General features: G+C 65.9%; 13 protein-coding genes. 8 read left to right on the top strand and 5 right to left on the bottom strand.

Annotation, left to right across the window (positions count from 1 at the left end):
• Nucleotides 1–123: 123 nt before the first annotated feature.
• The gene (locus KF785_13350; GenBank protein ID MBX3147746.1) at nucleotides 124–399 is read right to left on the bottom strand and encodes a hypothetical protein; all 276 of its coding nucleotides are present in this window, start codon (nucleotides 397–399) and stop codon (nucleotides 124–126) included.
• A 459-nt stretch (nucleotides 400–858) separates the two neighbouring features.
• Nucleotides 859–1260, bottom strand: a complete 402-nt coding sequence (locus KF785_13345) for a hypothetical protein (protein MBX3147745.1) — start codon at nucleotides 1258–1260, stop codon at nucleotides 859–861.
• A gap of 239 nt (nucleotides 1261–1499) precedes the next feature.
• Between KF785_13345 and KF785_13340 the strand changes: the two genes are divergently transcribed.
• The 7 genes from KF785_13340 (at nucleotide 1500) to KF785_13310 (ending at nucleotide 8705) form a co-directional block, all read left to right on the top strand.
• A complete protein-coding gene (locus KF785_13340; GenBank protein ID MBX3147744.1) occupies nucleotides 1500–1997 on the top strand; it encodes a hypothetical protein in 498 nt (165 codons plus the stop codon).
• Nucleotides 1998–2034: 37 nt separating this feature from the next.
• Nucleotides 2035–3798, top strand: coding sequence for a gamma-glutamyltransferase (locus KF785_13335; protein ID MBX3147743.1), 1764 nt, complete (start codon nucleotides 2035–2037; stop codon nucleotides 3796–3798).
• A gap of 21 nt (nucleotides 3799–3819) precedes the next feature.
• Nucleotides 3820–5049, top strand: a complete 1230-nt coding sequence (locus KF785_13330; protein ID MBX3147742.1) for a hypothetical protein — start codon at nucleotides 3820–3822, stop codon at nucleotides 5047–5049.
• A gap of 78 nt (nucleotides 5050–5127) precedes the next feature.
• Nucleotides 5128–5865: a methyltransferase domain-containing protein gene (locus KF785_13325; protein MBX3147741.1), complete on the top strand. Its 738-nt coding sequence runs from the start codon at nucleotides 5128–5130 to the stop codon at nucleotides 5863–5865.
• Nucleotides 5866–5987: 122 nt separating this feature from the next.
• Nucleotides 5988–6470: a hypothetical protein gene (locus KF785_13320; GenBank protein MBX3147740.1), complete on the top strand. Its 483-nt coding sequence runs from the start codon at nucleotides 5988–5990 to the stop codon at nucleotides 6468–6470.
• 40 nt (nucleotides 6471–6510) lie between these two features.
• The gene (locus tag KF785_13315) at nucleotides 6511–7182 is read left to right on the top strand and encodes a hypothetical protein (GenBank protein ID MBX3147739.1); all 672 of its coding nucleotides are present in this window, start codon (nucleotides 6511–6513) and stop codon (nucleotides 7180–7182) included.
• 176 nt (nucleotides 7183–7358) lie between these two features.
• Nucleotides 7359–8705: a protein kinase gene (locus tag KF785_13310; protein MBX3147738.1), complete on the top strand. Its 1347-nt coding sequence runs from the start codon at nucleotides 7359–7361 to the stop codon at nucleotides 8703–8705.
• 33 nt (nucleotides 8706–8738) lie between these two features.
• On the opposite strand, the gene KF785_13305 is transcribed toward KF785_13310, so the two are convergent.
• The 3 genes from KF785_13305 to KF785_13295 form a co-directional block, all read right to left on the bottom strand.
• The gene (locus tag KF785_13305; protein MBX3147737.1) at nucleotides 8739–9746 is read right to left on the bottom strand and encodes an aldo/keto reductase; all 1008 of its coding nucleotides are present in this window, start codon (nucleotides 9744–9746) and stop codon (nucleotides 8739–8741) included.
• Nucleotides 9747–9849: 103 nt separating this feature from the next.
• The gene (locus KF785_13300; protein ID MBX3147736.1) at nucleotides 9850–10644 is read right to left on the bottom strand and encodes a winged helix-turn-helix domain-containing protein; all 795 of its coding nucleotides are present in this window, start codon (nucleotides 10642–10644) and stop codon (nucleotides 9850–9852) included.
• The gene (locus KF785_13295; protein MBX3147735.1) at nucleotides 10641–11768 is read right to left on the bottom strand and encodes a histidine kinase; all 1128 of its coding nucleotides are present in this window, start codon (nucleotides 11766–11768) and stop codon (nucleotides 10641–10643) included. The genes KF785_13300 and KF785_13295 overlap by 4 nt, the downstream gene beginning before the upstream one ends.
• Nucleotides 11769–11999: 231 nt before the next feature.
• On the opposite strand from KF785_13295, the gene KF785_13290 reads away from it, so the two are divergent.
• Nucleotides 12000–12947: an aldo/keto reductase gene (locus KF785_13290; protein MBX3147734.1), complete on the top strand. Its 948-nt coding sequence runs from the start codon at nucleotides 12000–12002 to the stop codon at nucleotides 12945–12947.
• Nucleotides 12948–12956 lie beyond the last annotated feature (9 nt).

The raw sequence follows: 12956 nt of genomic DNA, 5'->3' as shown, positions 1-12956 counted from the left end.
GGCGGCGCGACGCCACCATAACCGACCGGTCGCCGCGCTCCGCACGGACCAGTAACACGGAACCCGACTAGCCGGAGACGCCTGATAGGGGTGAGGGCGACTCCAATCACGATCGATCCTGGGCTACAGCCGGTAGCGTTCGAGGAATTCCTGATGATCGGGATCGAGCCTAGCGAGATACACGTGCAAGCGGCCAAACCCAACGATTCGGGTGCGAGGCGGAGCCAGGACCCGCTCTACCAATGCTCCCTGGCCGTCAAAGACATCGAACGTCTCAGGCGTCCCCGGCTGGCTCGTCCGATGAACCCAAAGCCGGCCGGCATGATCGAACTGGACCGCATCGCGCACGAACGGCGGCAGGTAGGCTGGCCATTGCACCGGCTCAAAGGGCTTCCGCACGCGTAACCCCGCGTGAGGTGCCGCCGACCCTGGCATATGGATCATGACGGGCATCGGACGCTCTTGATCTCGTCGCCATTGCTGCTTGTGGGCCTCGCTTATCCGTACCCGCTGATAGGCAACCGGCTTACCCACCCTCCGAACGCCCCTCCGATCGATGATCTCCACGCGATACGGATTGGGCCGAACGATCGCCACCTGCCCATCCGGACCAACAGCCCACTGCGGACCTGTCCTGAAGGCCCGCGTGCCTTCTCCTGGAGGAAGGGTCCGATCCCGGACGGGCACGAGTGGCAGGTACGCAATCGTGTCCTTGCGAACCGCACCTATACGCCAGCGCTCGATCGGTGCGGAATCCGTCGGCTGGAGATGTTCTGGGGTAAAGTTCGAGAACGCGAGGGTGTACAGGTGACCGAGGGAATCGCCCGCCTGTGCGGGTTGGCCTATCAGGGCGGTCTGTTACGCAAGCGGCAGACCGTGAGGCCCCAGCGTGCCGCCTGGCCTCCCTGCGCCGGTTACGACCAGGATTCGGCTGTTACCGTTGTCGATGATCCCGATGCTGTCACCGCCCAACCGGAGCAGGCCCGTCGGATACCGGTACTCTCGCGGCCCCGACCCGATCCGCCCCAGCGGCACAACCCGATCGCGAGCAAGGTCGACAACCATGACGCCCTGTTCATTCGCATCCACAACGACCACGCGACCATCACGCAGTTCATGCACCCCGCGCAGACGATCGAACGGCCGTGAAACTGTGGCGTCAGGCGTACCGAGGGATCGAGCCACCACCTGGTCCCGATCTCCATGGCCGCCTGCTGCACAGACTAGCGGCAACGCCCAACCCCAGCGCAGGTTCGTCATGGTAACCAGCTCGCGTTCTGGCTCATCCGAAGCCATACCCTTCGAGTCTGCTGCGTAGTATCTCAATCCCAGGTTCGGTGATAGATCCAAGCTAGCTCCGGCCGCAGGCCGCGCAATCTCACCCCTGAGCGCGGGATGAGCGCGATGGCTATGGACACGCACGACAGTGCAAGCCTGGCGACAACCGCTGAATGTGCGTATTCTGGCCTATACAACCTCAGACTCGACCCCGACGAATCATGCGCAAAGCACGCCGATTTCGGTCCCTCGCCTTTGCCGGGCTCCTGCTGGGGGCACCCCTGCCGCTCGCCCCGTCGGTCGTCGCGGCGCCGCGGCTGGACTACGCCGAGCGCCCCGTCCGGGAGTTCCTCAAGATCCATTTCGCAGGGTCGCGCGACTTCACGGCGCGCGGGCTCGATCGGAAAGAGCGCTTTCTCTCCCGGCGCTTCCGCCGCGGCATGTACAGCTTCTTCGAGCGCATCGCAAAGACCGATTCCGCCCCTCCGCTCGTGACCGACCCGTTCACCGGCAGTCAGGGCGCCACGACCTATGCCATCGGCGACGCACGCGTCCGCGTCGAGAAGGCCCGGGTACCGGTCCGGTTCAGCGACGGGACTAACGAGTGGACGCTGACATACCTCCTGCGCAACGACCTGGAGCGCAACGATGAGCGCTGGTACATCGACGATATCGAGGACCGGCGCGGCATGCTGCTGTCTCAGGTCCTCCGCAAGTAGCGGACGCTCGCTCAGCACGAGACGAAAGGTTACACAGATGAAGAGCACCACAATGTTCCGATCGCGCATTGCCCTCGCGGTGGGGGTGATGTTCGCAGCTGGCTGCACGCGGCCCGCACCGCCGTCGGCGGCTTCGCCGCTGGCTGGCAAGCGGGCGGAAGGACGGGCCGGGATGGTGTCGGCTTCGCAGCCCGAGGCCACGCTGGTCGGCGTCGCCGTGCTCCGCGCAGGCGGTAATGCGGTGGACGCAGCGGTCGCCACCGCGTTCGCCCTCTCCGTGACCGATCCCTCACAGACCGGCATCGGCGGCGGCGGCGCAGCAACCGTCTGGATGCCTGCCAGCCAGCGCGTGGACCATCTGTCGTTCTATGGCCGAGCGGGTGAACGGCCCGAGTGGGGCACGGCTGATACCGGATCGCGCGGGCCGGGGCGAGGCGCTGCCGTACCCGGTATGGTGAGCGGCCTGCTCACGCTCCATGAGAAGCACGGCAAGCTCTCGCGCGAACAGGTCATGGCGCCGGCGATCGCGCTTGCCCGCGACGGATTCACGGTGTCGCCCCTGCTCGCCCGCACGATTACGTCCTCACGCGCGCGCGTGCTCGAGGAGCCCGGCGCCGCCGCGCGGTTCATGCCCGACGGTGAGCCCCTCCGCCCCGGCGACCGACTCATTCAGCCCGAGCTCGCCGCGACCCTCGAACGGATTGCGGCGACCGGACCGGACGCCTTCTATCGCGGCCCGTTTGCAGAACGGCTTGCGCAGCATGTGCAGGCGCGCGGCGGGCTGATTACGACGCGCGACATGGCCGCCTACCGCAGCACCTGGACTCGCCCGCTCTGCACCCCCTGGCGCGGACTCACCGTGCTTGGCGCGCCACCGCCGATGGGCGGGGCCGTGGTGTTGCAGATGCTTCACCTTGCGGAGCAGTCGGGGCTCACGAGTGCGACCGGCTACACCGAATCGCCGGCGACCGCGACGTCGTTTGCGCAGCTCATCCGGATCGCCCAGGTCGACGGGCAGCGCTGGCGGGGCGACCCGGGCGTGATGCCAGTCCCGGCGCGCGGCCTGGCCAGCGCGCGGTTCGCCGCGGCACGCGCGAGCGAGCTCACCGCCCCGATGCGCGACACGCTCTCCCCGGCCGATCCGTGGAGCGCCGACGCCGAGGGGCCGGAAGGTGCCTGCGCAGCGCTCGACCCGTATCCCGCGGCACCGCGTTCGGCAGCCGGGGATTTCGACGGACTCGGCAGCGGGTCGGCAGGTGAGGACAGCAGCTTCACATCGCACCTGAGCGTGGTGGACAGCGAGGGCAACGCAGTCTCGATGACGACCACGGTGGGTGTGCTGTTCGGCTCTGGCGTCTGGGTCGACGGCGTCTGGCTCAACTCGGTCGGCCGGAACTTCGACGGGCGCACCCGGGGCTCGGATCGGTACAGCAACTCGACCATGTCGCCCACGATCGTGCTCGACGGGCGGGACGTGCGGCTCGTGGTGGGTGCGGCAGGTTCGCAGTACATCCAGCCGGCGATTGCGCAGGTGAGCGTGCGGATGCTCGCGTTCGGGGAGGATCCGGCCATGGCGCTCGCGGCGCCCCGTCTCCATCCGAACTGGAACTCGCGTGAAGTCGAGGTCGAGCCCGGGTTTGGACCCGATGTGTACAGTGCCCTCGTGGCGCGGGGTTTCCGGCCGCGGTCGCGGGTGGGAGATATCATGTTCGGCGGGGTGCACGCGGTGTACGTGACGCCCGACGGGCGGCGGATCGGCGCAGCGGATCCGCGGCGGGACGGGTACGCAGCGGGCCAGTAAGACAATTGCCTCGGGGGCACCATGAAACTGGCGATAGTACCAGTACTGCTCAGTACGCTCGTGTTGATGGGCTGCGGCCGCGCGGACGGAGCGCCAGCATCGGTAACCCGGGACAGCGCGGGCGTCACGATCGTCGAGAATCAAGCACCCCTCGACGGTGACAGCCCGCGGTACAGGGTCGACTCCGTCGCCACCGTCGAGATTCGCTCCTCTCGCGGCGAGGGGCACGAGTTTGATACCAATGTTATTCCTGCCAAGCTATCTGACGGCCGCATCGTCGTGGCAGACCCGAGCGCGTGGGAGATCCATCTCTTCAGCCCTCAGGGGCAACCCCTCAATACCTTTGGACGCAAGGGCCGAGGTCCTGGGGAGTTTGAGTCGATCACCTCGATTGCCCGGTTCGCGGGGGACAGTCTTGTCGCCTATGACGTGCTACTGCGGCGGTACTCAGTCTTTGATGGCGCGGGCGGATTCGTCCGCAGCGGCTCGTTCACGGCTGGCACCGGGATGCCGATTCCGGTTGGTGCGTTCCACGATGGGGCGCTCCTGATCCGGGACGGCTTCCCGCTCAGGCCCAGCGGCACTGCTGGTCCTAGCGTAGTCACGGGTGGGCAGTCCGGTGAGCTTCAGGCTCTGACACCGCTGTACCGGGTACCGCTGAATGGCGCGTCAGTCGACTCGATCGGCGCAATCTCTGGCTCCGAGATTCTGTTGCAGGCTACCCCCCAAGCGATGTCGATGACACCGATTCACTTCGGACGGACGGCCATCGTGACGGCCCGGGACTCTGCGATCGTCATCGGGGATGGCGCCGGGTTTGATTTCCTGATCCGCCGGGAGACCGGCGAACTCGTGGGACAGTTTCGGCGTCCAGCGGCTGCGCATCCCGTGACGGCGGCCGAGGTCGAGGTGCTGATTACGGCGCAGCTTGCCAGCCTGCCGGCGGGTGTTCACGAGAGGATGGGACAGCGGCTTCGCGAGACCCCGCATCGGTCGACGAAGCCAGAGTATGACCGGGTTCTGCTCAGCGATGCGGGTGAGATCTGGATCCGCCAGTTCACAGTCTCGGCGTTGGGCGGCGGATTCTCGACGTGGTCCGTTTTCTCTGCCAAGGGCGAGTGGCTTTGCGACGTCCCGCTGCCGGCCGCGTTCATGCCCTATGCGATTTCGCGTGAGCATGTCGTCGGTACACTGACCGATGAGAATGATGGTGTCCTCGTTCAGGTTCGGCCGCTCCGAAGCGCGCGCTAAGGCTACAAGCACAAGCACTCGGCGGCGACTTTGCGAGGTCACAACGGTAGTGGTGATGTGAATGAGCGAGGGACTGACATGAGCACACCGGATCCGATCAGCCTGCTCTTCAGCGGCATGGAGAAGCTTGGGCCCGGCGGCAACACCCATACACTGCATGTGCTTGGTCTCCTTCCAACGCGATCGTTCCAGGTCGTTGTCGACGCCGGATGCGGAACAGGCCGTCAGACCCTGGCCCTGGCCACGGAACTCGGCGTGCTGGTTCACGCAGTCGACACTTACGAGCCATTCTTGAGTGAGTTGACCCGGCGCGCTCGGGAAGCCAGGGTCGACTCGCTGGTGCAAACTCATTGCATGGACATGGAAAGCGTCCCGAATGCCTTTCCAGCCATCGATCTGCTCTGGTCCGAAGGCGCAGCCTACAACATCGGCTACGCCAACGCGCTCTCTACCTGGGCTTCTGCGGTCGTGCCCCAGGGATTCGCGGTTGTCAGCGAACTATGCTGGCTCACGCCGCAGGCGCCTGCGGCCATTACGGAGTACTTCAGAGTCGGGTACCCGGAGATGAAGTCGGTTCAAGAGAATCTGGCGATCGCTGAGGCCGCGGGCTTTAGAGTGCTCGCGACCTATACGCTACCTCGGGAGGCTTGGATCGAGGGCTATTACGACATCCTCGAGTCGCGAGCAAAGGCCTTGGTTGACCACTCAGACCAATCTGTCAGGGACTTTGCAACTGAAACCCTGAGGGAGATCGAGATTTTCGATCGGTCCGATGGGGCCTATGGTTATGTCTTCTTCGCGTTACAACGAGTCTGATCGTTCGCTGGCGCATACTGGCAGATACCCTAGCCGCTGCGGATGGCGGAAGTTGCGCTCCTCCGAGACGGCCAGTATCGTCTAAGGGCCGCCCGGCTCTGTCCCACGACCAGAAGGAGCGAATGAAGCGGACCAGCGTTATCGCTGTCAGCTTGGCACTCATTGCCTGCGTTGAACCGGTTACCGATCCTCGGCTGCAAAGCGAGGTCCTGGTAGGCTTCGTCAGCGATGAGAGCCTGCGTGTCGATGGCCTCCGACTCGAGCTATCCAGCGGCTCGTGGAGCCGGACGCTCCGCGGTGGGGACTTCCACCCGCACGCCAACAGCGCACGCACCTTCTATTCGGATTTCGTACCAATTCCATCTGCCACACCGTTGGCGATTCGATTGGTCCTCCTAGGGGACAACGGTACGCTCGTCGACACAGACCTCGGCTTTCCCGTCGAGCAGTACCACACTTATCGACTGACCTTTTTCCCCAACCGCGACATTCCCGGTTACGGCGGCACAGTCGCCATCCCCCTCACTGGCAAGCCGCTAGGCTTCCCGAGTGATTCGATCTTCTATGACTGGGCCGGCTACGCGACCGGTCCGATCGGGCGGTAGTGCACCGGATCGACTCCTCTACCGCCCCTGAGTACCGCCGATGATCCGCCGTTGGCGGCGGGCAGCAGAAGCCCTCCTTCCGGAGCTGTTCTCCGACAAGCGGAAGCACCGCCTGTCGGATTTCTGCTTTGAGCTGGTGCTCGCTGTCCGCGCTGCCGGGCCAGAGTCAGAACTCTTCCTGCGTGCGGGCGCCTTCGCAGCCTACTGCTATCATCCCGACAGGCACCGATCGATCCGAAAGGCAGTCGTCGAAGACTACTTGCGGCATCTCGCCGCAGACCCCACCCTCCGGCTCGCCCTAGCGGCGTACTTTGTCGATGACCACCATCGACTCGGCCCGGCCTTGTTCGCGGTACTGCCGAGCGACGCGTTTGCCGACTGGGAGGCGGCAGTCGCCGCAGTTGGACCACCTCGTACTCAATGGTCCGAGGCCGATCTCGAGGCCATTGGTGGCCATGCTGGAGCACACGAGCAGCGAGTGCGGGCCAGTCCGATCGTGGGGTGTTATCACTGCGTTACCTTGTTTCCACCTGACGATATCACGGAATGGATTCCGTCACTGCGTGCTGGAGTTCAGCGCACCGCGATCTGCCCTCACTGCGGAATCGACGCCATCCTCCCTGCCGATGTTCCCGGCGGGGCCCTGACGCTGCCCCTGCTCGCGGCGTTGGAGGCGCATGGGTTCGGGGATTTAGGTCCAACCGCGATCTAGTGGCCCTGGCAGCGGATCCCGATAGACGCTCCCGGCCACGCGCCTGCCCACGTACCTTTACGCGACAGGGGGGAGCTCCACGTGATCGTCAGCCGAATGAACAACACCCTGATCGTCGTCGACGATCCCAAGGCAACGAAGGCATTCGTAATACCACTCGCCGAGCAGCTGCCAACGTGAGCGGGGACACACCCAGCCGCGTCATTGCGGATCGCTACGAGGTGCTCTCGGTCATCGGCCAGGGATCATCGGCGCGCACACTCCTCTGCTCCGACCTGCGCGAGAGCCGACAGGTCGTCGTCAAAGAGCTGCACTTTGCTCACCTGACCGACTGGAAGCACCTCGAACTCTTCGAGCGCGAGGCCAAGATGCTCGGCCGCCTCGAGCACCCGAGCATTCCCCGCGTGTTCGATTACTTCCAGGGCGAGGGCGAGGCAGCAACCTTCTATATCGTGCAGGAGTACATCGAGGCGCCCTCCCTGCTGCAACGACTGGACGCCGGCCCGATGCTCGGTCAGCAGGAAATCCACGGCATTGCGGTCGGGTTGCTCGACGTGCTGGACTACCTGCACGGTCGGGCGCCGCCGGTCGTTCACCGCGACATCAAGCCGGCCAATGTGTTGCTACGCACGAATGGAACCCCAGCTCTGATCGACTTTGGCGGCGTGCGCGCCGGTTGGCAGGCTGGCGGTACGACGGGCGCGACCGTGGTCGGTACCTTCGGATACATGGCGCCCGAGTGTTTCGCCGGGCAGGCCGGGCCGAAGTCCGACCTCTACTCGCTCGGCGCGACGCTGCTTCACCTCGTGACGGGGCGCCCACCAAGCGAGTTCTTCTCCGAGACCGGGCGCATCGAAGTGCCCGAGGACCTGCCGGGCGACAAGCCGCTGATCGGCCTGCTCGAGGCACTGCTGCGCCCTGCCCCGCGAGACCGGCCGAGTACGGCGAGTGCCGCCCGCGACCTGCTGATGAATCCTGCGCCACGGACCACGACCCAGGCGGTCGCCAGGCGACCGGCGCCGGCAACCGCCGTGGCGGCGCCGCGCAAGACCGCCATGGGCGAGAGCGGCGAACCGCGGTTCGTCCATATGGGCAATCCGCCCCGCGATCCGAAAGGGGAGCTCAGCGACGTCTATCGGAACCTGATGCACCCGCTCTTCCCCGCCCGCCGACCCTGGTCGGATGTCGAGCACTTCTTCTGGGTCGGGTTTGCCGGGTTCGCATCCGTGGCCACGCTCGGTGTTGTGCCCGCCGTCTACAGTTGGATCGTCCACCGGCGCCGGAAGACGTACGAGGATCTGTTCCGGCGGGGTACCTTCACCACGGGCACGATTCTGAGCATTCCGACCTCAGACGTGGCCATGTCTACGACCATCAAGTATGAGTTCGAGGTCGACGGCGCTACCTACCGAGGCTACATGCGTCAGCCGAGAGAAATGGCCCGGTACTGGATCGCGTCGGACACCGTCGCGGTCCTCTACGACCCGGACGATCCCAGCCAGTCCTGCATCGTGTACAGGTAGCGCCCCCACACACCGAAGGCCCCAACCAATGCCCTACTGGCGCCTGGGCGCTGGCGGCGGTGGCAGAGGCAGCGCATCGATCAGCGCCGCCATCCGCTTCCGGGTCGCCTCGTCAGGCAGGCGACCGATGCCACCCGCCAGGTTGTCGAGCATGTGCGCCGGCTTGGTCGTGCCCACCCGCGCGACCGTAACGGCCGGGTGGCTGATGACATACTTGAGGAAGAACTGCGCCCACGTCGTGGCGCCGAAGCCGGCAGCCCACTCGGGAAGGGGCGTGCTGGCCACGCGCTGGAAGAGTCTGGTGCCACCTGCGCAACTGACTCCTCCAGCGTTGCCGAACGGAAAGAAGGCCATCACGCCGATCTTCCGCTCCTGAGCCAGCGGCAGGATGGTGTCCTCGACGCGGTCGCGATTTCCGATATCGTAGTCGACCCCGATGAAGTCGATCGGCTCGTTGCGCATGGCGGCCTCGAGCTGGGGATAGGCGTTGTCGCTGATGACCTGCGCGCCGATGTACCGGACCTGCCCCGCCTTTTTCGCCTCCTGCAACACACCGATGTACGAGGGGTCGGCTATGGGGTTGACCATGACGAGGTCGATCCTCGACACCTTGAGCCGCGCCAGTGTCGTCTCGATCTGCGCTCTCGCGTTGGCGGCGTTGTGCACCGGCGGGCCACCCGGGCCGCCCGACGGAGAGCCCCGGGTCGACCAGAAGAGCTTGTTCTGAATGCCGAGTTCGTTGGCCACCGTGGCGTGGAACTGCTCGGCGGCTGCGTTGCCATGCATCAGGTCGAAGACCCTGCCGCCACCGTCGGCAAACGTCTTGACGACCTCCTTGAGCGCGGCGGGATCCGAACACGAGACGTGATTCGAGAACGACAGCCCAACCATCGGGACGGTCTCACCGGTCGATGGAATCGCTCGGTGTATCAGGGCACCCTGGCCCTGCAGAGCTTGGACGGCGCGCAGCAGCTCCGGTGTCAGCGCCATCGTAGCGCCGGCGCCGGCGGTGACCCCCAAGAACTCTCGGCGGTTGATCATGGTGCGCTCAGGTTGAGGTTCCCGACAGTACGTTATCCTGGATTGTGGGTCTGGGGTCCCGATCAGCGCAACGAGCGTCCGTCAAGATTCCGTTCAGGTTCCGTCAAGAGCCTCCAGGCGTGAAGCGATACCCGATCTTCCGGACGGTGAGAAAGTGGCGCGGGTCCGCCGGGTCCGCCTCGAGCTTACGGCGCAGTTCCATGATGTGCATGTCGACCGTGCGGGACATCACGTCGGACGAGTAGCCCCAGATCTCCCGCAGCAGTTGCGCCCGGGTGATCACCTCATCCGGCCGCGTGACGAGCGTCACCAGAAGGGCGTACCCTCGGGGCGAGAGCGCGACACCGACCCCGTCCCGGTGGACCGTGTGAGCGCGCAGGTCGACGACGACGTTGGAAAAGGTGACCGTTGACCCGGCCGCACTGATCGACCCGAGCGGCACCGGCAGTTGCGCACCAGGCGTTTCACCGAGCATGGTCCGCACCGTCTCCAGCAGGGCGCGCAGGTTGCGATGCAGCGCCGGATTCGTGGCCCGGCGGCGCTCCGCAGCGCGGTGCAGCGCGCGAGCCAGCTCGGAGGTCTGAACCGGCTTGAGCAGGTAGTCGACCGCGCTGACCTCGAAGGCCCGGAGCGCGAACTGGTCGTGCGCGGTGACGAAGACGACCGGCGGCATCCGGTCCGCGCCAATCGCATCGACGAGCGCAAAGCCGCCCGTCTCGCGCATCTGCACATCGAGGAGGACGACGTCAGGATCGAGGTCTCGAATCAGCCTGACCGCATCGCTACCGTCACCACATTCGCCGACGACCTCCGCACCAGGCAGCTCGGCCAGGAGGTGGCGCAACCGTTGACGTGCCAGCGGCTCGTCGTCCACGATCAGCACCCGAAGAGCCGTCATACGTCAGCTCCCCTTAGCACAGGTTCGGCGGGGCAGATGCGATAGGGAATGCGCATCGTCGCGACGGTCCCCTGCGGATCGGCTGGCCCGAGCGTCAGGGTCGCCCCGGAGCCATACAGCTGGGCCAGCCGCGCTCGCACGTTCTGCAAGCCGATGCCCAGCGAGCTGTCACCCGACCCCGCGCTCAGCTCGGCGCCGAGCCCGACGCCGTCGTCAGTCACGCAGAGCTCCAGCGCGTCGCCATCACGCCGCGCGGCAAGGTGGACTCGCCCCGGTGCGCGGCGCGGCGCCAACCCGTGGCGGATCGCGTTCTCCACCAGGAGCTGCAGCACGAACGCCGGCACGCAGGCATAGCGCAGCGGGTCCGGCACGTCGAGATCGACGGTCAGCCACTCGAACCGGAGGGCTTCGATTTCCAGGTAGGCATCAACGAGGCGAAGCTCGTTCTCCAGGGTCGTCTCTTCACCGCGCGTCACGGACAGCGAGGCGCGCAGAAAGGAAGAGAGGGCCGCGATGGCGGTGTCGGCCTTGGCCGCATCGGAGGGAACGAGACTCGCGATCGAGTTGAGCGCATTGAACAGGAAGTGCGGGTTGAGCTGGAGCCGGAGCGTCTGCAGCCGCGCCGAGGCGAGCTCGGCCTGCAGGTTGGCCTGGAGCACGGCGTTGTCGCGCTCGCGCTGCATATACACCACCAGCAGGCCAAGCGCAGCGGCCGCAATCAGCAGGAACAGATAGAGCGGCCCCTGGAACCAGAGGGCGCGCATGGGCGGCGGCGCCGGCCAGCCAAGCAGAGTACTGAGTGAGGCGGTGTAGACCCAATGCCGCAGCACCATGAGCGGAACGGCCAGCACGCCGAGGACTGTCAGCACTTGTCGGAGCGGACGGTGACGAGCCCGAAGCGCGAGGTGGTACATCAGGTAGGTCGCCAGGGCCCAGGACGTCTGATCCAGGATCAGCATCACGACGGCTTCGTCCATGGGGGCGGGACTGCGCGCAGGGCCGGCGAGCATGCCGACGAGGCGGATCGGAACGGCGGCATTCCACGCGAGCAGCCACCAGGCAAGAACGGTCCAGCCGCGCCCGCGAAAGCGTACCGTGCCGCTTCGTTCCGTGATCTCTGGCATTGGTCAGAATACCCCAGTGTGTTTCGCTTGCGAAGCCTCTGGCCACGCCCGTCTCATGCTCTCTCGCGCCTGTTGTCGCGCGGCTAACCGTACGCCCGGCCGAGGCGTACTCACCGTTCCGCTCTTCGTACCGCCATGCCTGGACTTGGTACCCGTTCTCTTGCCGGATGGGCAAGCCCGTTCCATACTGAATATCGAACTCTTCGCATCACCGACCGTCCTGGAGACGCCATGATGAATCGACGCCATTGGCTGGGAATCACGGGGGGCGCGGGCGCCGCGCTGGCCCTCAACCCGCGCCTGCTTGCCGCCCTCAGTAGCCAGCAACTCCTTACCCGGGCCGTGCCGTCCACCGGCGAGCGTCTGCCGCTGATCGGACTGGGCAGCTCCGCCACGTTCGCGCAGGTCGCCCGGAGCGAGGACAGCTCCGCACTGCGCGAGGTCTTCCGCGCCATGACCGACAAGGGCGCCACCGTATTCGATACCGCGCCTTCCTACGGCTCGTCGGAGCAGGTTGCCGGTGACATTGCAGCGGAACTCGGCATCAGCGACAAGGTCTTCTGGGCGACCAAGATGAACGTGGCCCAGGGCCCGAACGCGCCTGCGGACGCGGCGCGAGCGCGGGAGCAGGTCGAGACCTCGCTCAAGCGGCTGCGCAAGCGGCCGGTCGACCTGATCCAGGTCCACGGCCCAATCGATATGCCGACCCAGCTCGGCGTCCTGAAAGAGGTGAAGAAGGCGGGACGGATTCGCTACATCGGCGTGACGAGCACCTCCAAATCGCAGTACGAGGAGATGGAGCGCCTGATGCGGAGCGAGCCGCTCGACTTCATCGGCATCGACTACGCCATCGACAACCGCAGCGTCGAGGAGCGCATTCTTCCGGCAGCAGCGGACCGCGGCATCGGCACGCTGATCTACCTTCCGTTCGGCCGCACTCGGCTGTGGAAGCGGGTCGCGGGTCGGCCCGTGCCGGAGTGGGCCAAGGAGTTCGACGCGCATACCTGGGGTCAGTTCTTCCTCAAGTTCGTCGCGGCCGATCCGCGGGTCACCGTCATCACGCCGGCCACCAGCCGCGCCGCGAACATGACCGACAACCTCGGGGCGGCGGTGGGTCGACTCCCGGACGCGGCCATGCGGAAGCGGATGATTGCACACGTGGAGGCGCTGCCGGCGTAAACGCAGGGA

The sequence above is a fragment of the Gemmatimonadales bacterium genome (assembly GCA_019637315.1).
Taxonomy (GTDB): domain Bacteria; phylum Gemmatimonadota; class Gemmatimonadetes; order Gemmatimonadales; family GWC2-71-9; genus SHZU01.
This window is presented reverse-complemented; position numbering and strand designations above follow the sequence as displayed.

What these genes read in the sequence shown, in the direction of transcription:
- KF785_13290 (MBX3147734.1), top strand. Translation starts at nt 12,000, where the DNA reads ATGATGAATCGACGCCATTGGCTGGGAATCACGGGGGGCGCGGGCGCC.
- KF785_13325 (MBX3147741.1), top strand. Translation starts at nt 5,128, where the DNA reads ATGAGCACACCGGATCCGATCAGCCTGCTCTTCAGCGGCATGGAGAAG.
- KF785_13300 (MBX3147736.1), bottom strand. Translation starts at nt 10,644, where the DNA reads ATGACGGCTCTTCGGGTGCTGATCGTGGACGACGAGCCGCTGGCACGT.
- KF785_13315 (MBX3147739.1), top strand. Translation starts at nt 6,511, where the DNA reads ATGATCCGCCGTTGGCGGCGGGCAGCAGAAGCCCTCCTTCCGGAGCTG.
- KF785_13330 (MBX3147742.1), top strand. Translation starts at nt 3,820, where the DNA reads ATGAAACTGGCGATAGTACCAGTACTGCTCAGTACGCTCGTGTTGATG.
- KF785_13320 (MBX3147740.1), top strand. Translation starts at nt 5,988, where the DNA reads ATGAAGCGGACCAGCGTTATCGCTGTCAGCTTGGCACTCATTGCCTGC.
- KF785_13295 (MBX3147735.1), bottom strand. Translation starts at nt 11,768, where the DNA reads ATGCCAGAGATCACGGAACGAAGCGGCACGGTACGCTTTCGCGGGCGC.
- KF785_13335 (MBX3147743.1), top strand. Translation starts at nt 2,035, where the DNA reads ATGAAGAGCACCACAATGTTCCGATCGCGCATTGCCCTCGCGGTGGGG.
- KF785_13345 (MBX3147745.1), bottom strand. Translation starts at nt 1,260, where the DNA reads ATGACGAACCTGCGCTGGGGTTGGGCGTTGCCGCTAGTCTGTGCAGCA.
- KF785_13305 (MBX3147737.1), bottom strand. Translation starts at nt 9,746, where the DNA reads ATGATCAACCGCCGAGAGTTCTTGGGGGTCACCGCCGGCGCCGGCGCT.
- KF785_13340 (MBX3147744.1), top strand. Translation starts at nt 1,500, where the DNA reads ATGCGCAAAGCACGCCGATTTCGGTCCCTCGCCTTTGCCGGGCTCCTG.